The 21891-nt window shown below is 70.2% G+C and carries 20 protein-coding genes (1 of these 20 cut by a window edge); 11 read left to right on the top strand and 9 right to left on the bottom strand.

From position 1 onward, the window contains the following. The 7 genes from KME78_RS16390 to KME78_RS16420 form a co-directional block, all read right to left on the bottom strand. Positions 1–1615 carry the 5' portion of an ABC transporter ATP-binding protein gene (locus tag KME78_RS16390; RefSeq protein WP_219529744.1) on the bottom strand. Its footprint begins 434 nt before the window's first position, so 1615 of the gene's 2049 nt are visible here — the first part of the coding sequence; it begins with the start codon at positions 1613–1615; its stop codon lies beyond the left edge, outside the window. A gap of 31 nt (positions 1616–1646) precedes the next feature. After that, entirely contained in the window at positions 1647–2288 is a 642-nt protein-coding gene (locus tag KME78_RS16395) for a response regulator (protein ID WP_219529969.1), read from the bottom strand. Between the two features lie 92 nt (positions 2289–2380). Then, the gene (locus KME78_RS16400) at positions 2381–3727 is read right to left on the bottom strand and encodes a sensor histidine kinase (RefSeq protein ID WP_246651158.1); all 1347 of its coding nucleotides are present in this window, start codon (positions 3725–3727) and stop codon (positions 2381–2383) included. A 38-nt stretch (positions 3728–3765) separates the two neighbouring features. Beyond that, complete coding sequence (locus tag KME78_RS16405) at positions 3766–4212, bottom strand: hypothetical protein (protein WP_219529745.1); 447 nt, start codon at positions 4210–4212, stop codon at positions 3766–3768. 45 nt (positions 4213–4257) lie between these two features. After that, positions 4258–5268: an N-acetylglucosamine kinase gene (locus KME78_RS16410; protein WP_219529746.1), complete on the bottom strand. Its 1011-nt coding sequence runs from the start codon at positions 5266–5268 to the stop codon at positions 4258–4260. After that, the gene (locus KME78_RS16415) at positions 5265–6164 is read right to left on the bottom strand and encodes an N-acetylmuramic acid 6-phosphate etherase (RefSeq protein WP_219529747.1); all 900 of its coding nucleotides are present in this window, start codon (positions 6162–6164) and stop codon (positions 5265–5267) included. The genes KME78_RS16410 and KME78_RS16415 overlap by 4 nt, the downstream gene beginning before the upstream one ends. An 8-nt stretch (positions 6165–6172) precedes the next feature. Further along, complete coding sequence (locus KME78_RS16420) at positions 6173–8332, bottom strand: alpha-N-acetylglucosaminidase (protein ID WP_219529748.1); 2160 nt, start codon at positions 8330–8332, stop codon at positions 6173–6175. An 88-nt stretch (positions 8333–8420) separates the two neighbouring features. On the opposite strand from KME78_RS16420, the gene KME78_RS16425 reads away from it, so the two are divergent. The 4 genes from KME78_RS16425 to KME78_RS16440 are packed head-to-tail and all read left to right on the top strand — an operon-like array spanning position 8421 to position 12825. Beyond that, complete coding sequence (locus KME78_RS16425) at positions 8421–9689, top strand: ROK family transcriptional regulator (protein ID WP_219529749.1); 1269 nt, start codon at positions 8421–8423, stop codon at positions 9687–9689. 49 nt (positions 9690–9738) lie between these two features. After that, positions 9739–11067: an ABC transporter substrate-binding protein gene (locus tag KME78_RS16430; protein ID WP_246651159.1), complete on the top strand. Its 1329-nt coding sequence runs from the start codon at positions 9739–9741 to the stop codon at positions 11065–11067. Further along, positions 11057–12007 carry a carbohydrate ABC transporter permease gene (locus tag KME78_RS16435; RefSeq protein ID WP_219529751.1) on the top strand — a complete coding sequence of 317 codons (951 nt, stop codon included), beginning with the start codon at positions 11057–11059 and terminating at the stop codon, positions 12005–12007. Before KME78_RS16430 ends, KME78_RS16435 begins: the two co-directional genes overlap by 11 nt. Before the next feature lie 2 nt (positions 12008–12009). Further along, on the top strand, positions 12010–12825 hold the full coding sequence (locus tag KME78_RS16440) for a carbohydrate ABC transporter permease (protein WP_219529752.1): 816 nt from the start codon (positions 12010–12012) through the stop codon (positions 12823–12825). A gap of 360 nt (positions 12826–13185) precedes the next feature. Here KME78_RS16440 and KME78_RS16445 read toward each other — a convergent pair whose 3' ends face one another. Then, the gene (locus KME78_RS16445; protein ID WP_246651160.1) at positions 13186–14637 is read right to left on the bottom strand and encodes an MFS transporter; all 1452 of its coding nucleotides are present in this window, start codon (positions 14635–14637) and stop codon (positions 13186–13188) included. Positions 14638–14762: 125 nt separating this feature from the next. Here KME78_RS16445 and KME78_RS16450 point away from each other — a divergent pair, with 125 nt between their 5' ends. The 5 genes from KME78_RS16450 to KME78_RS16470 are packed head-to-tail and all read left to right on the top strand — an operon-like array spanning position 14763 to position 19290. Continuing rightward, on the top strand, positions 14763–15977 hold the full coding sequence (locus tag KME78_RS16450; RefSeq protein ID WP_219529754.1) for a cytochrome P450: 1215 nt from the start codon (positions 14763–14765) through the stop codon (positions 15975–15977). A gap of 2 nt (positions 15978–15979) precedes the next feature. Further along, complete coding sequence (locus tag KME78_RS16455; protein ID WP_219529973.1) at positions 15980–16624, top strand: TetR/AcrR family transcriptional regulator; 645 nt, start codon at positions 15980–15982, stop codon at positions 16622–16624. A 30-nt stretch (positions 16625–16654) separates the two neighbouring features. After that, positions 16655–17842, top strand: coding sequence for an NAD(P)/FAD-dependent oxidoreductase (locus tag KME78_RS16460; protein WP_219529755.1), 1188 nt, complete (start codon positions 16655–16657; stop codon positions 17840–17842). 13 nt (positions 17843–17855) lie between these two features. Further along, on the top strand, positions 17856–19058 hold the full coding sequence (locus tag KME78_RS16465; RefSeq protein ID WP_219529756.1) for a cytochrome P450: 1203 nt from the start codon (positions 17856–17858) through the stop codon (positions 19056–19058). A gap of 37 nt (positions 19059–19095) precedes the next feature. Further along, positions 19096–19290: a ferredoxin gene (locus KME78_RS16470; protein ID WP_219529757.1), complete on the top strand. Its 195-nt coding sequence runs from the start codon at positions 19096–19098 to the stop codon at positions 19288–19290. Between the two features lie 81 nt (positions 19291–19371). On the opposite strand, the gene rfbB is transcribed toward KME78_RS16470, so the two are convergent. Continuing rightward, positions 19372–20334, bottom strand: coding sequence for a dTDP-glucose 4,6-dehydratase (rfbB, locus tag KME78_RS16475; protein ID WP_219529758.1), 963 nt, complete (start codon positions 20332–20334; stop codon positions 19372–19374). A 249-nt stretch (positions 20335–20583) separates the two neighbouring features. Between rfbB and rfbA the strand changes: the two genes are divergently transcribed. Then, positions 20584–21486: a glucose-1-phosphate thymidylyltransferase RfbA gene (gene rfbA / locus KME78_RS16480; RefSeq protein ID WP_219529975.1), complete on the top strand. Its 903-nt coding sequence runs from the start codon at positions 20584–20586 to the stop codon at positions 21484–21486. A gap of 139 nt (positions 21487–21625) precedes the next feature. Beyond that, entirely contained in the window at positions 21626–21883 is a 258-nt protein-coding gene (locus KME78_RS16485) for a DUF5988 family protein (RefSeq protein ID WP_219529759.1), read from the top strand. The last annotated feature ends 8 nt before the right edge of the window (positions 21884–21891 follow it).

Raw genomic sequence — 21891 nt, forward strand, 5'->3', positions numbered from 1 at the left:
CCTCCGGAGCTCCGGTGGCCGCGGTGGAGTCGCTCCTGTCCCGGCCGTTCTCGGCGTCGGCGCCGGACCCGCGCCGCGAGTCGATGTTCCGGATCGGCTGGATCCCCTCGCCGTACACCCGCGACTCGCCCGCGCCGGCGCCGCCCACCTCGGCGGCCGAGTGCAAGGCGGCATCGCCTTTGTCGGTGCCCATGGTGATGTTGTAGCGGGCGGTGAGCGGCCAGCGGGTGTGGTCCTGCGCGATGACCGCGGTGCGCAGGCGGAGGTCTTCGGGGCTGACCTCTTTGAGGTTGGTGTCGTCCCAGTAGACGGTGCCGCTGTCAGGTTCGTACAGGCCGGCCAGGATCTTGGCGAGGGTGGTCTTGCCGGAGCCGTTCTCGCCGACGAAGGCGACGATCTCACCGTGTTTGACCTCGATGGACACGTCGCAGAGCGCGGGCTCGTCGGCGCCCGGGTAGGTGAAGGTCACGGCGTCGGCGACGATGCTCTGGAACGCTTCGGGGGCCGTGGTCGGTCGGGGGCCGGGGAGGCGGCGTTCGGCGTCGGCGCAGAACTCCAGGAAGTCGGTGAAGTAGAGGCCCTGCTCGTAGAGGCGGTTGGTGGCGTACATCAGGCTGCTCAGGGACTGCTGGGCGGATCTGATCGCCAGGACGGCGGTGCCCGCCACGGCGAGCGGGATCGCGGCGATGGCCAGCAGGACGCCGAGCGCGGCGTAGACCAGGCCGGTGCCCAGGCCGCCGAAGGCCTCGCCCACGAGCCGCGCCGTCGTCTCCCGTCTGGCCAGCCGCAGCAGGACGTCCTGCTCGGCCTTGGCCACCGCGTCGTACATGCGCAGCAGGAAGCCGCGCATCGTGAACGAGCGGACCTCGGCGGCGGACTCGCGGTCTGCCAGCAGCTCGGCGATGATCCACTTACGGCGGCGGGCCGGGATGAGCGCGTGCATCGTCATGTAGCGCATCCGCGCGCTACGGACCGCGGCCCAGGCGTCGGGCAGCACCGCCAGCAGGAGCAGCGGCAGCAGCACCGGGTGGAGCACGCCGAGCACGCCGGCCACGGCCGTGATGCCGACCGCGGCGGTCACCACGTCGATGGCCGAGCTCACCACCGAGTCGGCCACCGCCACGCCCCGCATCTTGGCGCGCTCGAGGGAGTCGTGGAAGCCGGGGTCGTCGTAGGCGACCAGGTCGACGCGGCTGGTCAGGCCGTAGAGCCGCTCCTCGGTGAGCCGGGAGATCTGGGGGGTGAGACGGGCTTGCGCCCAGCCGGCGCCCGCCTGCATGGCGGTGCGCAGCGCGGCGGCGGTGGCGACCAGGGCGAGGCTGGGCAGCGCGGCCATCACGCGGTCGGGGGTCGGCCCCTGGCTGAACAGGGCGGCGAGCACGCCGGTGGTGGCCAGCAGCCCGAACGCGGTGAACACCCCGCCGAGCAGGTTGAGCGAGATGGTGGCCAGGGCGTCGCGTGGGCTGGCCCCCCACGCCATGCGCATCGCCTGGCGCACGAGCGAGGGCAGCCGGCGGGCGATGGTCAGGAAGCTGACCTCCGCCATCTTGTCGGTGTGGGCGTGCCAGTCGGCGACGGAGATCTCGCCGAGTTCGAGAGGCTCGTCATCATGCATACGCACAGTGTGCGATCGGGCACTGACAGTTTTATGGTCGTGGTCCCGGGGGCCCGGGGGTGAGCAGGCCTCGGTTGAACGCCTCGGCCACGGCGGCGGCACGGTCACCTACGCCGAGCTTGGCGTAGATGTTGAGCAGGTGGGTCTTGACCGTGGCCTCGGTGATGAACAGCCTGGCCGCGGTTTCCCGGTTGGTGGTGCCGGCCGCCACCAGTTCGAGGACCTCGAGTTCGCGGCGGCTGAGCGGGCTGGTGCTGGGGGCTCGGAAGCGGCTCATCAGCCGGGCCGCCACCGATGGCGCCAGCACCGACTGACCTTGGGCCGCCGCTCGGACCGCTCGCACCAGTTCGGCGCGGGGGGCGTCCTTGAGCAGGTAGCCGGTCGCGCCCGCCTCGATCGCCGGCAGGACGTGGCTGTCGGTGTCGTAGGTGGTCAGCACCAGTACGCGTGCGGGTATGCCCAGCCTGGCCAGTTCGGCTATCGCGGTCACGCCGTCCATGCCGGGCATGCGCAGGTCCATCAGGATCACGTCGGGGGAGAGGGATCGGGCGAGCCGGATCGCCTCGGCGCCGTCGGATGCCTCGCCGAGCACCTCGAACTCCGGGTCGCGCGCGAACATGCTGCTCAGCCCGTCCCTGACCACGGGATGATCGTCCACGATCAGCAGGCTGATCGGCGCGTCGGCCTCGTCACGACCGCCACTGGTCTCCGGCGCGCCGGCCTCGTCGCGACTGCCGCCGGTCTCCGGGGTGTTGTCGAGGCGGCTCACCGGCCGACGCCTGTCTGCGCGGCGGGAATGGCGACAGGGGTGGCGACAGGGGTGGCAGCGGGGGTGGCGGTAGGGATGCAGGCCGAGATTCCCGTGCCGGCGCCCGGTTCCGATTCGACCTGCAGCGTTCCGGACAGGGCCTCGATTCGTTGCCGCATCGCGACCAGACCGAACCCGCCGAACCCGCCGGACTCGCCGCCGCCCGCGGACGCGTGCGGGCCGCCGCTGCCGAGCCGGGCCGGGTCGAAGCCGCGCCCGTCATCCCATACGTCCACAGCGACCTCACGTTCCATATAGGACAGCGTCACCCCGACCCTGCCCGCCCGAGCGTGCTTGGCCACGTTGGCCAGTGCCTCCTGCGCGGTCCGCAGCAGCGCGACCTCGGCTTCCGGCGGCAGTGGCCGGGCCGTGCCGGTCGTCGCGACCTGGACCGCGACCCCGTGCAGCGCCGACCAGCGGTCCGCGACGTCGGCCAGTGCCTCGCTCAGCCGTGCCGTCCGCAGGGGCTCGGGACGCAGCGCGTGCACCGATCGCCGTGCCTCGGTCAGGCTCTCCCTGGCCAGCGTGGTCGCGGCCGTGACGTGCCGGTGCCATTCGGCCGGATCCTGGCCGGCCTGTTCGGCCGCCTGCAGTTGGGTGATGATCCCGGTGAGCCCCTGGGCCAGGGTGTCGTGGATCTCCCGCGCCATCCGCTGCCGCTCGTCCAGCACCCCGGCCTCCCTCGCCTGGGCCAGGAGCCGCTCGTGCAGGCCGGCGTTCTCCGCCAGCGTCGCCTCGAGCCGCCGGTTGGCCTCGCCCAGCTCTTCCAGAGCCCGCAGGCGCTGCTCGTTCCGCTGCGCGGCCCGCTCGGCGAACCAGGCGAAACCACACATGGGGAGTACGTTCGCCGCCACGACCGCCAGGCAGGTCATCAGGCCCCCGAGCGTGGTCTTGTCCACGTCGTACGCCTGCGCGATGCTCGCCACGACCGCCACCCCGGCGACGCCGGGCAGCCGCCACGGCCAAGGCAGGAGCCTGAACGCGTAGACGTACCCGGCGGGCGTGAAGAACCCGAACCAAGGATCCCTGACCACCAGAACCATCATGATCACGACCAGCACGGCGACGAACACCGTCATCACCGCCGGCCGGTCCCGCCAGGCGGGACGCAGGGTGAACACACACAGCATCCACACCGCGGCCAGCGCGCACAGGACCAGGTCGAAGAGCAGGGAGCCGCCCGCCGAGCGCTTGTTGATCACCGTGACGGCGACCAGGAGCGCCAGCAACGCGTACGGCATGACGGTGATGACCGGACGCTCTCGGTGCTCCCGCGCATCCGCCCAGAAGCGGGGCATCATCATCCGCGCCCTCCTGCTGACAGCTCCTCCCCGCGAACAATCTAGCCGCGCCTGGCGGCGAACAACGAGCGCAGATGCCTGCCGTTGACGATCAGGACGACGCCGAGCAGGAGCAGTCCGCAGACCCCCTGTTCGATCCTCATCCACATCGGCAGGAGGCCGGGGATGGAGATGAGGACCGCGATGGCCACCACCATGAGGGCCGAGGTGATCCGCAGCCGGAGGTACGCCCGGCGCCGCCCCCGGGCCGTGCCGGTCACGAAGGCGTACATCAGCGACGAGGCGACGGCGACGATCGCGCCGCGGATCCAGACCGTGTCGTTCACCATCGCGGGGTCGTCGCGCAGCACGTACGCGGCCACGAGGGTGAGCACGCTCAGGACGAAGTAGCAGCCGACGAGGACCTTCATGCGGCGGAACGCCGTCAGGCTGAACGGATCCTCATCGGCTGTCGCGCGCGGAGACGGGGAGTTCGAGGGATGGCGCATGCCCTCAGCGTCGCAACGCCACGCCCGCGCGCGCATCGACCGATCTCATGAGTCGACGGCTGAACCGGCCGATCGGCCGGATGGCTGAGCCGATCCACCAATCGGTTGAGCCGCCTCGGTGAAGACGTAGACGTAGGGGTGGTGCGGCGCCACCGAGCCGTCGGCGGCGGCGCGGGCCAGGGCGAGCGCGCCGTCGGCCGAGGTGCCTCGCGGTGGCCGGAAGCGAGCGCCGGGGAGCAGGGTGCGGACCGTGTTCTGGAAGGGCTCCATCAGCAGGTCCGCGGCGTCGAAGAGCCGGCCGCCCCAGGAGAAGACCGGTTCGAGTCCGGCCGCGGCGGCCACCGCGGTCTGGCCGAGCTGCCGGCCGGCCTCGGTCCAGATCTGCCGGGCCACCGGGTCCCCGTCGCGGGCCGCCTCCCCGACGTACGGCGCGAACGAGGCGAGGTGGTGGGCCGCCGACGCCGAGCCGTAGACCAGCGCCACCAGCTCCGAGGGGTGCCCGAAGCGGGCCGTCAGGTGCGCGAGGAGAGCGGCCGACCCGCCGACCCGGCCGTCATGCGCGCGCAGCGCCGCCTGCAGGCCGCGCATCCCGATCCAGGCGCCGCCGCCGTGGTCGCCGAGCAGGTATCCCCACCCGTCGGACTGGTTCCAGACGCCGGCCAGGTCGGTGCCGAGCGTGATGACGCCGGTGCCCGCGGCGACCACGACTCCGGGCTGGAAGCCGAGCGCGCCGACGTGCGTGGTCACCATGTCACCGGTGACCACGAGCGCGCCCAGGCCGAACCGCCCGCGCAGCGCGCGCCAGAGCGTGCTCGGGTCCCGGACCAGGCCGGGCAGCCCGGTCGTGCCGATCGCCATGCCGAAGAACCGGTCGATCCTCAGGTCGCGTACGGTGTCCTCGATGACCCGGGTGATCCGTGCGGCGAGCCGATCGAGGTCGACCCGGCCCTCCTCACGGGGCACCGGAGACGCGTCGTCCCCGGCCGCGCTCGACCCGCCGGCCTCGATCCGCACCCTGACCCCGCCACCGCCGACGTCGACGCCCGCGAAGCTCATCTGGCGCCCGCCAGCGCGGCGACGGCCGCCCGGACGCCCGGGTGCCGCTCCAGCGCGGACCGCGCCTGATCGGGGGAGCAGCCGGTGAGCAGCCGTACGAGCGCCTCGGGGATGTTCCCGCCCGCGTCGGTCAGGACCGCGCGGCAGCTCGCCTCGTCCTCGCCCGTCGCCTCGACGAGCAGCCGTACCGCGCGCTCGGCGAGCTTGCCGTTGGTGGCGACCAGCCCGACCATGAGGTTCCCGTACGTCCGGCCGGACTTGATCATGAGAGCCGTGGAGAAAGCGTTGAGGATCACCTTCGTCGCCGTGCCCGCCTTGAGCCGGGTGGAGCCGGTCAGCGCCTCCGGCCCGGTGGCGGCGACGACGGTGATCTCGGCCAGCTCGCGGAGCGGGGCGTCCGGGACGCAGGTGACCAGCACCGTGAGAGCGCCGGCGGACCGGGCCACGCGCAGCGCGCCGGCCACGTACGGAGTCGATCCGGATGCCGTGATCCCGATCGCCACGCTGGTCTCGTCGAGGACCTCGGCGTCGGCGGCGCCCAGCTCCTCGGAGTCCTCGCGGTCGACGGAGGAGTCGCCGACGGCGGCGGGCCCACCGGCGAAGTGGGCGGTGAACAGCTCGCGCGCCACCCCGAAGGTCGGGGTGATCTCGGTGGCGTCCAGCACCGCCAGCCGCCCTGACGCGCCGGCGCCGAAGTAGTGCACGGTTCCGCCCCGGCTCAGGCGGAGATGTGCTTCGTCCACCGCCTGGGCGAGCGGGTCGATGGCCGCGCCGACGGCCTCGACCGCCCGGGCGTCCTCCTCCTGGAGTAGCCGGAGGACCTCACGGGACTCCAGGGTGTCAATGTCGGCGGTGCGGGGATTCCGGCGCTCGGTCGGCGGTACCACCTGGGGCATCGTTCTCCTCATAGATCGTTGTCTGATGGCTGGGCCGCGTAAGCGGTGAACAGCCGGCGTGACTCCGTGGCGAGGTCGCCCAGGTCCGCCGGCGCGGGCGCCGGCCCTTCCCGCAGGAAGGCCTCGGCCCGGTCACGGAGCTGTTCCTGGAGATCCGCCTCGGAGGCGGCGCCGGGCGTGGCGAGCGCGCGGTCGAGGCCACGCGCCCACAACTCCCAGCGGTCGCGGTAGTAGCCGCCGACGAGTCCGCTCCAATGGCGACCCGCGTAGTCGTCGAGCAGGGGGCTGTCCGTGGTGCCCCACACCGTGATGATGCGGCGGGCGTTGTCCAGCAGGACGTCGCGGTCGGCCGGGTCGGCGGCCCACGACAGTGCCTTGGACTCCCAGTGCTGGAAGGTGTACTCGGGCCGGGCGGCCAGCATCCGGTCGAGGTCTTCGAAGACGCGCAGGAACCTGGCGATCTCCGGCAGGGCGGGTGTGCCGCCCGACACCGACCGCTCCACGGCGTCGAGGTAGTAGCGGTCGGCGACCCTGGCCATGAACGCGATCCCCACTTCGACGAGATCGTGCCCCAGCGGGCCGTTCGCCAGGTCGCGGTCGTGCTCGGCCACCTCGATCAGCCGTTCCCAGGCCTGCGCCAGCACGGCCGGCTCGTACCAGAGGGCCTGGGTGACGTCGGCGCGTGCCTGCGCCATCCGCGTGTAGGAGGGTTTGGCGGTGAGGATGCCGTTGAACTGCGCGGGGTAGATCCGCCGGCCCCGGGGGTCGTAGACGGTATCGAGAAGCCCGTGCCAGGCGGTCCGCAACGCGGCCGGGCCCCTGCCGTAGCGCTGGGTCACGAAGGCGTCGAGCCAGGCGTCGAGGTCGGGGACCTGGTTCCAGATCTGGTCGGCGACGAGCTCGAAGAAGACGGGGTTGTTGCGGGTGGCCTCCATGGACAGGCCGAGGCCGGTGGGCGGGTTCGGCGCGGCCAGGGCGGTGTCGACCGAGGCCGGGACGCCGCGCAGGTCGGCGACCGGATCGGTGCGGCCGCCGAAGTTGAGCAGCGCGCACCAGAGCCAGGGCTTGCCGGAGAACTGCTCGAAGCGCTCCCACAACGGGTCGTACTCCGCCCACAGGTCCGCGATGAGCATCCGGTCATCCGGGATCGCGTCGAGAAAGGCGGTGACGCGGTCGTCGGTCCAGAAGTCCCGCTGGTAGGAGAACGGCCAGGCCTGCATGACCCAGACCGCGTCCGGATCGGCGGCCCGCAGACCGGCCAGCGTCGCCGCCGCCACGGCACCGGGGAAGGCCGGGTCGGCGTCGACCGGGATCATCTCGATGAACGGATCGGCGGCGTAGCGGTGATCGGTGCCGAAGAACTTGATCTGGGCCCGGGTGATCTCGGCGCTCAGCCGCTCGTAGAGGGGATCGGCCGGGTCGAGGACCCAGGTCTCGAAGCCCTGCCAGTCGCGGCGACCGGCCCGCGACGACGCGGCGATCTCGGGCGGGACGTGCCCGGTGAACGCCGGAAGGATGGGCGTCATGCCGAAGGCGCGCTCCCGGTCGAGGACGCGCGCCCCGAGCTCGCGATGGCGCTCGATCCAGGACGCGGACAGCGGCCCGGCGAAGCCGTCCAAACAGCCCATGAACTGGAACGGCAGGTAGCCTGGGCCGCCCAGAAAGCCGCGGATGGTCTGGTCGTCGAGATCGAGGAGAGAGTAGGCGGCATGCAGCACGGCCTCGTGGCCGGTGATGGCCAGCGGCATGGTGATGCCGTGCAGGGCCATCCAGTCGATCTCGCGCTCCCAGTCGGCCCAGTCCCAGTAGGGCATCGTGTAGCTGAACGTGCAGAAGTTGAAGTAGTAGCCGTCCTGGACCCGGGCCGAGCCCCGCCGGGGCGGGCTGTCCGTAAGCGTCGTCAGCCCCAACGGCAGCACGGTGTCCCAGCCCACGGACAGGCCGCAACGTTCCCGCAGATAGTGATGGAGGGCGACGGACGCGCTCACGCCATCCGTCGCGGCGACGGTGAGCGCGCCGTCCCTCGCCTCGTACTCATAGCCGCGCCCCGCGCCGTCGCGCGTGACGAACCGGATCGACTCGGCCACCACCGGTCCGAGAACGCGATGAGCCAGCCCGCGGACGGTGTCCGCCCACTGTGGTGCCTGCTCGGGATCACCGGATGACATCGCAGGTCACGCCCCTCGACGAATTAGTTCCGTACGGTCCATAATTATTATGCTAGCGTACCGGCAAGTCGAGGCCAGGGGAGATGTCATGGAGCAGGTGGTCGCGGTCGGCACGCAGTTCATGCGGGAGGTCAACGCCGGCGCCATCCTGCGGCGGCTGCGGACCGAGACGAGCATGAGCGTGTCCGCGCTGGCCAAGGCGGTGGGGCTGTCCCGGCAGGCGGTCACTCGCTCGCTCAACGCGCTGGCCGCGGAGGGTCTCGTCGAGTTCGGTTCCCTTGATCGTGACTCCAGCAGGGCGGGGCGGCCCGCGCAGCTCGTGCGGTTCCGGGCGGAGGCCGGCTACGTGCTCGGCCTGTCGATCAGCCCGCAGGACCTGCGGCTGGCGGTGTCCGACCTCGCCGGTACGGTCATCGCGACCGACGCGGTGCAGCTCAGCGCCGGTTCGAGTGGCGAGCAGGTGGTTTCGAGCGGCGAGCAGGTGGTGGAGACACTCCTGTCCACGGTGGCGCGCACGCTGGATTCGGCGGGCATCACGACCGACGACCTGTGGTTCGCCTCGGTGGGCACTCCCGGCATCGTCGACCCGGCGACGGGGGTCATCAGACTCATCCCGAGCATGCCCGGCCTGACCGGCGACATCCTCCATCGCCGGATGAAGGACGCCCTCGGCTGCCCGATCTACCTGGACAACGACGTCAAGCTGGCCACCCAGGGCGAGCGCTGGCGCGGCGCGGAGCGGCGCGAGGACTCGCTGGTGATGGTCCACTGGGGTGAGCGCGTCGGCGCCGGGATCGTGCTGAACGGCGAGCTCTACCGCGGTGCCTCCAACGACGCCGGCGACGTCGGCTTCCTGGACCTGTTCGCGGACGTCCCGCCGGAGCCCCGCCATCCGCACGGCCTCGGCCCGTTCGAGAGCTGGGTGGGCGGCGAGGAGATCGTCCGCCTGGCGACGGCGGCGGCCGGACGCGACGGCGACGACGCCTTCCGGGCGCGGCTCGAGGCCGCGGGGGAGCGGGCGTTCGACGCCGTGCTGGACGCCGTCGTCGACGGCACACCGTCCGCCCTGGACGTGATCGACGTGGTCGCCCGCCGCTTCGCCAAAGGCGTCGCCGCGATCCGGGCGATCCTCGATCCACGGCTCGTGGTCATCGGCGGCCCGCTGGCCAGATGCGGCGAGACGCTGCTCGCCGCGGTCCGGCGGCACCTGGCCGACCAGCCTCTGGGCCAACCGGCCCTGGAGGTCTCGACGCTCCGGGACGACGCCGTCGTCCACGGGGCCCTGCTGCACTCGCTGGACGAGCTCGAGCGCACCAGGTTCGACCTGGTGCGCAGCGGCCGTCAGGAGACCCGATGAAGATCCCCCGGGATATCGGCGACACGGAGATAGGCGAAAGGTCATGCACATGACAGCACCAGGTCGGTGGCAGGCGCTCGTCGCGCTCGGCACCGCGGCGACACTCACCCTGACGGCCTGCGCGGGCACCGGCGGCACGAGCGCCCCGGCCACCACGAAGAAGGTCGACGTCTCGACGACCGTCCCCAGCGACCCGGTCACGCTGACCCTGGCCTACAGCAACGATCCGCCCACCAAGACGCTGGTGGACGCCTTCACCAAGCTCCACCCGAACGTCACCATCAAGCCCCAGATGACGCCGTTCAACGACTACGTCAAGTCGATCAAGCTGTCGATGTCGTCGGACTCCGCGCCGGACATCGCGCAGTACAACCCCGGCGCGATGAACTCCCTGGTCCCCGCCGGGCTCATCCTGGACCTGGGCCCGTGGGCCAAGGCGTACGGCTGGGACGGCAAGTTCCCCCCGTCCAGCCTGGAGGTGCTCAGCTCGGACAAGGCGGCCAAGCGGTTCGGCACCGGCGGCCTGTACGCCGCGCCCGGCGCGCTGTCGGTGGTGGGCGTCTACTACAACAAGGAGATCCTGTCCAAGGCGGGTGTCGCGGACGTGCCGAAGACGCTCGGCGAGTTCGAGGCCGCGCTGGCGAAGGTGAAGGGCGCCGGGCAGACCCCGCTGAGCCTCGGCGCGCTCCAGGTCGGCGGGTTCCACCTGTGGAACGCGCTGCTCAACGTCACCGGTGACGTGAAGGCCTACCGGTCCTGGGTGTACGGCGAGCCGGGCGGCACCATCGAGAACCCGGGCGCGCAGAAGGCCACCAAGATCCTGATGGACTGGGCGGACAAGGGATACTTCCCGCCGTCGGCGAACGCCACGGCCGACGCCGACGCGCTGGCGAACTTCTCCAAGGGCAAGAGCGCGTTCCTGGTGACCGGCAACTGGGCCGCCTCGACGCTCGAGACGGAGATGAAGGAGAACGTCGGCTTCTTCCTCATGCCTTCGGAGTCGACCACGCCGCTGAACGTCGCCTCGGGGGCGAGCGTGGCCTACGCCATCTCGGCCAAGTCGAAGAACCCGAACGTCGCCGCGGCGTTCCTGGACTTCCTGAGCTCGCCGGAGGCGGCGAAGATCGAGTTCGACGGCGGGTTCATGCCGGTCAACACCAAGGCCGAGCTGGGCGCGACGGGCCTGCGCGGCGACATCGCCAAGGCTTTCACGCCGGTGGCGCAGAACAACGGGATCGTCCCCTTCCCCGACTACGCCTCTCCCGGCATGATCGACAAACTGACCCCCGGTGTCCAGGGGCTCATCAGCAAGAAGATGACCGCTGACGACTTCCTGCGCTCCTTGCAGGAGTCGTGGGACGGACACCATGGCTCGTGATCTGAGCACATCCATCTCCCCGCCGCGGGCCACCTCGGCCCGCGGCGGAGAGCCGGTGTCCGGAAGTAGGCGCGTCCGGCGTGGCGGACGGGCGCGCGGCTGGCTCTACGTGTTTCCCGCGCTCGCCGTCTATCTGGGGTTCGCCATCTGGCCGGCGCTGAACACGCTGCGCCTGTCCTTCCTGCACTGGGACGGCATCCTGCCGGCGACCTCGGCGGGCCTGGACAACTACATCAAGATTTTTCGGGATTCGGCGCTGTACGAGGCCATTCTGCACAGCCTCGTGCTGATCGTCTTCTTCTCGTTCATCCCCATCTGCGTTGGCCTGCTCATGACGGCCCTGCTGATGGGCAAGGTGCGGCGCGGGATGACGTTCTTCCGGATCATCTTCTTCCTGCCCCAGGTGCTGCCGCTGGTGGCCGTCGGCATCACCTGGCGCTGGCTCTACAGCGACACCGGCGTCGTCAACCAGGTCCTCGACCTGGTGGGGCTGGGCGGGATCACCCGGGCCTGGCTGGGCGACTACCAGCTGGCGCTGGTCGCGCTCGGGTTCATCGGGACCTGGGCGATGAGCGGGCTGTGCATGATGCTCTTCCTGGCCGGCGCGCAGAAGATCGACCCGTCCCTGTACGAGGCCGCCACCCTCGACGGCGCCGGATCATGGCGGCAGTTCCTCCACGTCACCCTGCCCGGGGTGCGCAAGGAGATCACGATCGCCGGCGTCATCACCACGATCGCGGCGCTGGCCAGCTTCGACCTCGTCTTCACCACGACGAACGGCGGCCCGGCGGGACAGACGAACGTGCCCGCCCTGCTGGTCTACCGGCTGGCCTTCAACGAGGGCGACATCGGCGGCGCGAGCGCGCTGGCGGTCGTGCTGACCGTGCTGGTGATCGCCGTCGTCAGCGCCATCCGATACTTCACCAGGGATGAGGGTTGAGCATGCGCGGCGGGGTCAGCATCCGGTATGGCGTACTTGTCGTGTTGGCGGTCATGGTGCTGCTGCCGTTCGCCGGCATCATCCTGGCCGCCCTGCATCCGCCGGGCGCGCAGCTCAACGGGCTGAGCATCCCTGAGCGGTGGTCGTGGGAGACCTTGGCGCTGGCCTGGGAACGGGGCAACTTCACCGCCCTCATGCGGTCGAGCGTGCTGATCTCGGTGTGCGTGGTGCCGCTCGCGCTGGTGCTGGCCACGCTGGCCGGATACGGGCTGACGGTCCTGAAGGTCTGGGGCCACAAGACGGTGACGGCCGGTTTCGTGCTGGGACTCACGCTGCCGATCGAGCTCATCGTGGTGGCGCTCTACTTCAACCTGCGCGAGGTCGGCCTCACCAACTCCTATCTCGGCATCATTCTCGCCGAGGTGGCGCTGTTCATGCCGTTCGGCGTCTACTGGATGCGCTCGCACTTCTCCAACATCCCCGAAGAGCTCGTCGAGGCCGCCCGCATCGACGGCGCCAGGGACATCGTCGTGCTGGCGCGCGTGCTGCTGCCGATCTCGTGGCCGGCGATCACCACCTTGTCGGTCCTGTACTTCATGTGGTCGTGGAACCAGTTCCTGCTGGTGCTGGTCATGATGCAGGACCCGGAGCGGCGCACCGCCCCGGGGGGTCTGGGGCTGTTCGTGGGGCAGTACTCGACCGACATCCCGTTGCTGTCGGCGGCCGGTCTGATCGTCATCACCCCGATCGTGGTCGTCTACCTCATCTTCCAGCGCAGCTTCGTCAACGGCATCACCCAGGGCGCGATCAAGGGGTAGCCCTCCGTATTCCGCACTCCCCGCCGTACTTCGGCTGGGGTCCTTTGGGGGGAGTGAGGGCGGTGATCGGCTGGGATCCTTCGGGGGAGCGGGGGCGGCGATCGCTGAGGTCCTATGGGGGAGCGGCTGGCGGCGATCGTTGGGGTTCTTCAGGGGAGTGGGCGGTGATCGTTGGGGTCCTTCGGGGGAGCGGGGTGGCGATCGTTGGGGTCCTTCGGGGGAGTGGGGTGGCGATCGTTGGGGTCCCTCTGAGGAGCGGGGACGGTGATTGTTGGGGTCCCTCTGTGGAGTGGGAGTGGCGATCGCTCGCGGTGCCGGTGACGAAGTGGTACGTGTGGGGAACGCGGCTGGCGAGGGTTGTCAGACCCGCGCGGCGGTGGGCCGTGTGGCTGGGGTGGCGGAAGTCGGGCGGCGGCCGGGGAGGAAGGCCGCGAAGGCGAGGGCGACCAGCGCGGCGCCCGCGCCGATGGCCATGACCAGGCGGAAGCCGTTCTGGGACGGGAGGGTGACGGAGCCGAGCGTGGTGGTCATCTGGGCCAGGACGACGCCGGAGACCGCGCTGGAGATCGAGGTGCCGATGGCCCGCATCAGCGTGTTGAGGCTGTTGGCGGCGGCCGTCTCCGACACGGGCACGGCCCCCATGACGAGCGCGGGCATGGCGCCGTACGCGAGTCCGATCCCGGCCCCGATCACCGCGGAGACGAGCACCAGGTGCCAGATGGCGGACATCAGCGCGATGCTCAGGCCGTAACCGGCGGCGACCACGAGCGCGCCGCACATCAAGGTCACCTTGGGACCCCTGGCCTTGGAGATCCGCGCGGACAGCGGGGCCATCACCATCATCACCAGGCCGGAGGGGCCCATCACCAGGCCCACGGTCAGCATCGACTCGCCCAGCCCGTAGCCGGTGGCCTTCGGGATCTGCAGGAGCTGCGGGAGCACCAGGGACATCGCGAACATCGCGAAGCCGAACACGGCGGAGGCGAGGTTGGTCAGCAGCACCTGACGGCGCGCGGTGGTGCGCAGGTCCACCAGCGGCTGGCTGGTACGCAGCTCCCACCAGCCCCACAGCGCCAGCGCGACGACCGCCGCGCCGAACAGGCCGATGGTCAGGCCGCTGGTCCAGCCCCAGCCGGCCCCCTGGGAGATCGCCAGCAGCAGGCACACCAGCGCGATCGACAGCCCCGCCGCGCCCACCAGGTCGAAGCGGCCGCCGGTACGCACGCTGGATTCCGGCACGAGGGTCAGCACGAGCACGGTGGCCAGGGCGCCGAGGGCTGCCGCGGTCCAGAACAGCACGTGCCAGTCGGTACGTTCGGCCAGGAAGGCGGCCGCGGGCAGGCCGAGCGCGCCGCCCACGCCCAGCGAGGCGCTCATCAGCGCGGTCGCCGAGCCGAGGCGCTCGGCGGGTAGTTCGTCGCGCATGATGCTGATGCCGAGCGGGATGACACCGGCGGCCAGGCCCTGCAGCGTCCGTCCGACGACCATGGGCGTCAACGTGTCGGCCAGAGCGCAGACGGCCGAGCCGGTCACCAGCAGGACCAGGCTGATCAGCAGCATGCGCCGCTTGCCGTACATGTCTCCCAGCCGGCCCACCGTCGGCGTCGCGACGGCGCCGGCGAGCAGCGTGGCGGTGATCGCCCAGGCCGTGTCGGCGGCCGGGGCGCTCAGGAGCCGCGGGAGCTGGGGGATCAGCGGGATCACCAGGGTCTGCATCAGCGAGACCACAATCCCGGCGAGGGCGAGCACCACGACGACGGTATTCGTCTGTGGCGGCCCGGATGGCCGGGCGTGAGCGGGCACAGTGGACATGGGGGAAACCTCCATCACAAGGGGTTGGGGACGACTCGACAGGACTTAAATCAGTCGCTTGACTTAATCTAACAGTACGGGTTTACTGACCACGAACTGACCGTCGGTTCGGAGGAGGCCGCGTCGTGAGCCAAGGCGAGCAAGTCCTGATCTATCCGATTCCCAGTGACGCGGCCCTGGAGCCGCCGGTGGAATGGGCGCAGCTCCAGCGGAAGTGCCCCGTGGCGCGGGTGACGCTGCCAAGCGGCGACGAGGCGTCCCTGGTCACGCGCTACGAGGACGTCAAGCGGGTGCTGTCCGACCCGCGGTTCACCCGGCCGACGCACGTGGACGACGCGGCCCGGATCTCGGACAACGAGTCGGGCGGGGTTTTCAACAGCGAGATGGCGACGGCGATACCGCAGTCCGGTGAGGCGCACCAGCGCTGGCGGCGGATGATCAGCAAGTGGTTCACCGTCAAGCGCATGGCCGCGCTGCGGCCGGGGATGGAGGCGATGGCCGAGCGGCTCATCGATGACATGCTGGAGCGGGGCCGGCCGGCGGATCTCAAGGCGAGCCTGGGCTTCCCGCTGCCGGTGTGGGTGATCTGCGATCTGCTCGGGGTCCCGGACGCGGACCGCGACCGGTTCGCGTACTGGTCCGACACGCTGCTCAACCTGACCCGCTACACGCAGGCGCAGATCGACACGGCGCAGGCCGAGTTCGTCCAGTACATGGCCGCCCACATCATCGCCAAGCGCGCCGAACCGGGCGAGGACCTGCTCAGCGAGCTCATCACGAACACCGACGCCGACGGCGGGCGGCTGTCCGACGCGACCCTGGTGGCCACCGGCATGGGCCTGCTGGTCGCCGGGCACGAGACCACCGCGAACATGATCGGCAAGATGGTGGCGATGCTGCTGGCCGACCGGCGTCGCTGGGAGCTGCTGCTGGCCGACCGGTCGCTCGTGCGCACCGCGGTGGAAGAGGCGCTGCGGTTCGACGCCAACGCGGGGTTCGGCATGCCGCGCTACCTCGGTGAGGACCTGGAGGTCGCCGGGACCGTGCTGCCGGGCGGGACGACCGTGGTGTGCAGCATGGCCGCGGCCAACCGCGACGAGAGCGCGTTCGAGGGCGCCGGCGACATGGACCTCGGCCGCAGCCCGAACCTCCACCTGGCCTTCGGCGCCGGGGCGCACTCCTGCCTGGGACAGGCGCTGGCCCGCACGGAGTTGCAGGCGGTGCTCGAGGTGCTGCTGCGCCGGCTCCCCTCGCTGGAGCTCGCCGTCCCGGTGGCGGACCTGCGGCGGGTCGAAGGACTCGCCGTCGGCGGGTTGCGCGAAGTCCTGGTGCGGTGGTGACCGTGACCGGCCGGACCGTCCGGGCCGATCGGGCCGAGGCGACGCGGGAGGCGATCCTGACGGCGGCGGAGCGGCTGTTCGCCGAGCACGGGGTGATGGCGGTGTCCAACCGGCAGGTCAGCGAGGCCGCGGGGCAGGGCAACAACACCGCGGTCGGCTATCACTTCGGCACGAAGACCGATCTCGTACGCGCCATCGTCCGCAAACACGCCGAGCGGATCGAGCGGGTACGCCTGCGGATACTGGTCGAGATCGGCGACAGCTCGGACGTACGGGACTGGGTGGCCTGCCTGGTACGCCCGACCGCCGATCACCTGGCCGCCCTGGGCAACCCGACCTGGTTCGCCCGGTTCGGCGCCCAGGTGATGACCGACCCGGTGTTCCGCGAAATCATGATCGAGGAGGCTCTGAGCTCGCGCGCGCTGCTCCAGATCATCGACGGGCTCAACCGGTGCCTGCCCGATCTGCCGGCCGAGGTGCGGGCCGAGCGCTATGACATGGCTCGTCAGCTCATGGTGCACGTGTGCGCCGAGCGCGAGCGCGCCCTGGCCGAGGGCACCCCCACACCCCGATCGAGCTGGCACGACGCCGCGACCGGGTTGATCGACGCCATCGTCGGACTGTGGCTGGCACCGGTCACGTCCTAAGGAGGACTTTTCCATGAACGTAGTCAAAGCGTGAACGCGCCCTCCAGCGTCCTGGTGGTCGGCGCGTCCGCCGCCGGGCTGGCCACCGCGGAGGCGTTGCGGCGCAAGGGGTATCCGGGCGGTCTGACCATACTCGGTGCCGAGCCGCATCTGCCCTACGATCGGCCACCGTTGTCCAAACAGGTCCTCTCCGGCGCCTGGGACCCCGAGCGGACTCAGCTACGGCCGCAGACGGCTCTGTCCGCCTTGGACGCCGAGTTCATCCTCGGCGACCCGGCCGTCGGCCTGGACGCGGCCGGGCGCACCGTCCATACCGCGTCCGGGCGCGCCCTGCGGGCCGACGCCGTCGTGGTGGCCACCGGGCTGCGGCCCCGCAGGCTCGCCGGGCAGGCGGAGCTGGCCGGGGTCCACACGCTGCGTACGCTCGACGACGCGCTGGCGCTGCGGGCGGAGCTGCTGGCTTCCTCGCGGCTCGTGGTCGTGGGGGAAGGCGTGCTGGGCGCCGAGATCGCCGCCACCGCTCACGGCCTGGGCCTGGAGGTCACCATGGCCGGTCCGCTGGCGGCACCGCTGGCCGGTCAGGTGGGGCCATGGGTCTCGGGGATGCTCGCCGAGCTGCACACCGAGCGCGGGGTCCGCCTGCGGCTCGGCGCCGGGGTCAGCGGGCTGACCGGCGACCAGGGGCGCGTCACGGGCGTGCGCCTGGTCACCGGCGAAGTGCTGCCGGCCGACGTGGTCGTGGTGGCGATCGGGTCCGACCCGGCGACCGAATGGCTCGCCGGCAGCGGCCTGCGGGTGGACAACGGGCTGGTGTGCGACTCCCGCTGCCGCGCGGCCGACGGGATCTACGCGGTCGGCGACGTGGCCCGCTGGCACCACGACAAGCTCGGCGGCCTGCTGCGGCTGGAGAACCGGACCAACGCCACCGAACAGGCCATGACCGTCGCGTCGAACGTCCTCGGCGACGACCAGCCCTACTGTCCCGTGCCCTACTTCTGGACCGACCAGTTCGACGCCAAGCTCCAGGTACACGGAGTGCTGCCCGTCGACGCCGAGGTGACCGTGGTGGAGGGCGACCCGGCGAACCGCCGCTTCGTCGCGCTCTACCGCCGCGACGGCAGGGTCACCGGCGTCCTGGGCTGGAACATGCCCAAACAGACGCGCCTGCGTCGGCAGGACGTCGTCGACGCGCTCTCCGACCTCGTACCGACTCCCTGACATTGGAGAATTCATGACAAGCACGGCTGAAATTCCGGATTACCCGATGACCAGGGCGAAGGGCTGCCCCTTCGATCCGCCCCCGGCGCTGCAGGCCAAGCAGGAGGAGGGCCCGCTCGCCAAGGTCCGCCTGTGGGACGGGAGCACCCCGTGGGTGGTGACCCGTTATGCCGAGCAGCGGGCGCTGCTGGCCGACCCACGGGTCAGTGCCGACATCACCCGGCCCGGCTATCCGAGCCCGGCCCCGCTCAATGGCGCGGCGCCCATCAGCTTCATCCTGATGGACGATCCCGAGCATGCCCGGCTGCGGCGGATGGTGACGGCGCCGTTCACCATCAAGCGGGTGGAGGCGATGCGGCCGGCCGTCCAGAAGATCGTGGACGACCTGATCGACGAGATGCTGGCCGGTCCGAAGCCGGTCGACCTGGTGACGGCGTTCGCCCTGCCGGTGCCCTCGCTGGTGATCTGCGAGCTGCTCGGTGTGCCGTACGCCGACCACGACTTCTTCCAGGAGAACAGCAAGGTCCTCATCAACCGGGACGCGGCCCCGGAGCAGCGGATGGCCGCCGTCGGCCGCCTGAACGGCTACCTGAACGACCTGCTGGGCGAGAAGCTCGCCAACCCCGGCGACGACCTGCTGTCCGGGCTGACCGAGCGGATCAAGACCGGGGAGCTGTCCCAGCACGACGCGGCCGGGATCGGGGTGCTGCTGCTGATCGCCGGGCACGAGACCACCGCGAACATGATCGCGCTCGGCACCCTCGCCCTGCTGGAGAACCCCGGCCAGCTGGCCCTCCTGCGGGACAGCGCGGATCCGAAGCTCGTCTCCTCGGCGGTCGAGGAGCTGCTGCGCTACCTGAACATCACGCACAACGGGCGGCGCCGGCTGGCGCTGGCGGACATCGAGATCGACGGGCAGGTCATCCGCGCCGGTGACGGGCTGATCATGCCCAACGACATCGGCAACCGCGACCCCGACGCCTTCCCCGACCCCGACCGGCTGGACATCCAGCGTGACGCCCGCCACCACGTGGCGTTCGGCTTCGGCGTCCACCAGTGCCTGGGCCAGCCGCTGGCCCGGATGGAACTGCAGGTCGTCTACAGCACCCTCTACAAGCGCATCCCCACCCTGCGGCCGGCCGCGGATCTGGAAGAGATCCCGTTCAAGCACGACGGCTCGGTGTACGGGGTCTACTCGCTCCCCGTGACCTGGTGACTTTCCCGACTACTACGACGACAGGCAAGAGGATCTCATGAAGGTGATCATCGACCAGGACAAGTGCGTGGCTTCGGGACAGTGTGTGGTCGCCGCCGCGGACGTGTTCGACCAGCGCGACGAGGACGGCATCGTCGTGCTGCTGAACGCCGACCCGCCGGCCGAGCAGGCCGCCGACGTCCGGCACGCCGCGGTGGTCTGCCCGGCGCTGGCCATCCACATCGAGGACTGACGTCCACCCGAGGCCACCTCGACCGACCGAGGTGGCCTCTGGTTCATCCGCCTCTCCCTGGCCGCACCCCGGCCACTGACCTCAGGCGCTCTTGAGCGGCTGCCACCAGGCGCGGTTGTCGCGGTACCAGGCGACGGTCTCGGCCAGGCCGGTCTCGAAATCCTTGCGGGGCCGGTAGCCCAGCTCGGCGCGGATCTTGGCGCAGTCGACCGAGTAGCGCAGATCGTGGCCCTTGCGGTCCTCGACGTACGAGACCAGGTCCCAGCCGACGTCACAGGCTTTGAGCAGCAGGTCGGTGAGTTCCCGGTTGGTGAGCTCGGTGCCGCCGCCGATGTTGTAGATCTCACCGGGACGGCCGCCGGCCCGGACCAGTTCGATGCCCCGCACGTGATCGTCGATATGCAGCCAGTCGCGGCTGTTACCGCCGTCGCCGTACAGGGGAACCGGCCGCCCGTCGAGGAGGTTGGTGACGAACAGGGGGATGATCTTTTCGGGATAGTGGTGGTGGCCGTAGTTGTTGGAGCAGCGGGTGACGCGTACGTCGAGCTCGTGGGTGCGGTGATAGGCGAGGGCGAGCAGGTCGGAGGCCGCCTTCGAGGCGGAGTAGGGGGAGCTGGGCCGCAGCGGATCGGACTCCAGCGACGAGCCCTCCGGGATCGAGCCGTAGACCTCATCGGTGGAGACGTGCACGAAGGTCCCCAGCCCGCTGCGGACCGCCGCGTCGAGCAGGGTCTGGGTGCCGGCCACATTGGTCCGCACGAACTCGGTCGCGCCCGTGATGGATCGGTCGACATGGGATTCGGCGGCGAAGTGGATCACCTGGTCGTGTTCGGCGACGAGTGGGTCGACCAGCCGCGCGTCGCATATGTCGCCCTGGACGAACGTGAATCTGTCGCTCGTGCGTACCTGGTCCAGATTCGCGGGGTTGCCGGCGTAGGTGAGTTTGTCGAGGACGGTGATCCGCGTGTCGCCGTCGGTTTCGAGCAGGGCGCGCACGTAGTGGGAGCCGATGAATCCGGCACCCCCCGTGACCAGAATCCTCATCGCAAGATCTCCTGCCTGATCCCGAGCGTAGTCACCGTGCGTCGCGTCACGATCCGCCTTTCGGCGTGGAAATCATATCGCCGGTAAACCGTGCGCAACCGTTTAGCGGCCGACATAGGGGGGCGCCGGGGGCGGGGTAGGGGGTAAATGAGGGTTGTCTTGGAGTCCATTCCGCGGTGATCCGGTGTGATGCTCGGGGAACGAATATGGATTCTGGCTGCCCGGTTTTCCCCTGAGGAAGGGTATTTCGTGAAAGGCATAATTCTGGCCGGCGGGCACGGTACGCGGCTGTACCCCATTACTCTCGCGGTCTCGAAACAGTTGCTCCCCGTGAACGACAAGCCGATGATCTATTATCCCTTGTCGGTGCTCATGCTCGCGAATATCAGAGAGATCTTGGTGATCTCCACCCCGGAGGACCTGCCGAATCTGGCGCGCCTGCTGCGCGACGGCTCACACCTCGGGCTCAGCATCACCTACGCGCGCCAGGACGAGCCCGTCGGCCTGGCCGACGCCTTCATACTCGGCGCCGACCATATCGGCGACGATTCCGTGGCGCTGGTGCTCGGCGACAACATCTTCCACGGATATTCGTTCTACGACATCCTCCAGGAGAACACCGCGGACGTGGACGGCTGCGTGTTGTTCGGCCATCCGGTCAGCGATCCCGAGCGCTACGCCATCGCCGAGATGGACTCGCTCGGCAGGCTCGTCTCCATCGAGGAGAAACCTGCGCATCCGCGCTCCAACCGCGCCGTCGTCGGGCTTTATCTCTACGACAACGACGTGATCGACATCGCCAAGAACGTCCAGCCGTCCGCCCGTGGTGAGCTCGAGATCACCGACGTCAACCGGGTCTATCTCGAGCGGGGCAAGGCGAAATTCGTCGAACTCGGACGCGGGTTCGCCTGGCTCGACGCGGGCACGCCCGACTCCATCCTGCAGGCCAGCCAGTACGTCCACATGCTGGAGGGCCGGCAGGGCGTACGCATCGCGTGCATCGAGGAGATCGCGCTGCGGATGAACTACATCGACGCCGAGGCCTGTTACCGCCTCGGCGAGGAACTGCTGCCGTCCAGCTACGGCCGGTACGTCTGCGCCCTAGCCACCGAATTCGGCCACGCGCCGCAACCGGCCGGCACGTTCTCCTAGAGATCTCCCCTAGAGATCTCCCCTAGAGATCTCCCCTAGAGATCTCCCCTAGAGATCTCCCCTAGAGATCTCCCCTAGAGATCTCCCCTAGAGATCTCCCCTAGAGATCGGCCGGCCACGATCACCGGAGGTACCCGACATGACCGTTCCCTCCTTCGACGGCTCCTCGTCCGCCGTGCCGCCCCTGTCCGGGCGCGAACCCGTGGAGGTCGCGCTCGAGGGCGGTCCCGCCGATGTTCCGCGAAAGCTGCGCGTCATGCACGACGTGGTCTCAGCGGGAAAGATAAAGATTCCGCGCAACGGCGGATACGAGCATTTCGAGCGGGTCGGCGTATCCGCGGATTCCGGCGGCCCGCCGCTCTTCCGGTGGACCACCCGTACCAAAGTGGCCGAATGAGTAAGGCC

The organism is Nonomuraea guangzhouensis (genome assembly GCF_019396345.1).
Classification (GTDB): Bacteria; Actinomycetota; Actinomycetes; order Streptosporangiales; family Streptosporangiaceae; genus Nonomuraea; species Nonomuraea guangzhouensis.

Bases quoted from the DNA above. Each gene is read 5' to 3' on its own strand.
- KME78_RS16400 (WP_246651158.1), bottom strand. From the start codon at position 3,727: ATGATGATGCCCCGCTTCTGGGCGGATGCGCGGGAGCACCGAGAGCGT.
- KME78_RS16405 (WP_219529745.1), bottom strand. From the start codon at position 4,212: ATGCGCCATCCCTCGAACTCCCCGTCTCCGCGCGCGACAGCCGATGAG.
- KME78_RS16410 (WP_219529746.1), bottom strand. From the start codon at position 5,268: ATGAGCTTCGCGGGCGTCGACGTCGGCGGTGGCGGGGTCAGGGTGCGG.
- KME78_RS16415 (WP_219529747.1), bottom strand. From the start codon at position 6,164: ATGCCCCAGGTGGTACCGCCGACCGAGCGCCGGAATCCCCGCACCGCC.
- KME78_RS16420 (WP_219529748.1), bottom strand. From the start codon at position 8,332: ATGTCATCCGGTGATCCCGAGCAGGCACCACAGTGGGCGGACACCGTC.
- KME78_RS16425 (WP_219529749.1), top strand. From the start codon at position 8,421: ATGGAGCAGGTGGTCGCGGTCGGCACGCAGTTCATGCGGGAGGTCAAC.
- KME78_RS16430 (WP_246651159.1), top strand. From the start codon at position 9,739: ATGACAGCACCAGGTCGGTGGCAGGCGCTCGTCGCGCTCGGCACCGCG.
- KME78_RS16435 (WP_219529751.1), top strand. From the start codon at position 11,057: ATGGCTCGTGATCTGAGCACATCCATCTCCCCGCCGCGGGCCACCTCG.
- KME78_RS16440 (WP_219529752.1), top strand. From the start codon at position 12,010: ATGCGCGGCGGGGTCAGCATCCGGTATGGCGTACTTGTCGTGTTGGCG.
- KME78_RS16445 (WP_246651160.1), bottom strand. From the start codon at position 14,637: ATGTCCACTGTGCCCGCTCACGCCCGGCCATCCGGGCCGCCACAGACG.
- KME78_RS16465 (WP_219529756.1), top strand. From the start codon at position 17,856: ATGACAAGCACGGCTGAAATTCCGGATTACCCGATGACCAGGGCGAAG.
- KME78_RS16470 (WP_219529757.1), top strand. From the start codon at position 19,096: ATGAAGGTGATCATCGACCAGGACAAGTGCGTGGCTTCGGGACAGTGT.
- rfbB (WP_219529758.1), bottom strand. From the start codon at position 20,334: ATGAGGATTCTGGTCACGGGGGGTGCCGGATTCATCGGCTCCCACTAC.
- KME78_RS16485 (WP_219529759.1), top strand. From the start codon at position 21,626: ATGACCGTTCCCTCCTTCGACGGCTCCTCGTCCGCCGTGCCGCCCCTG.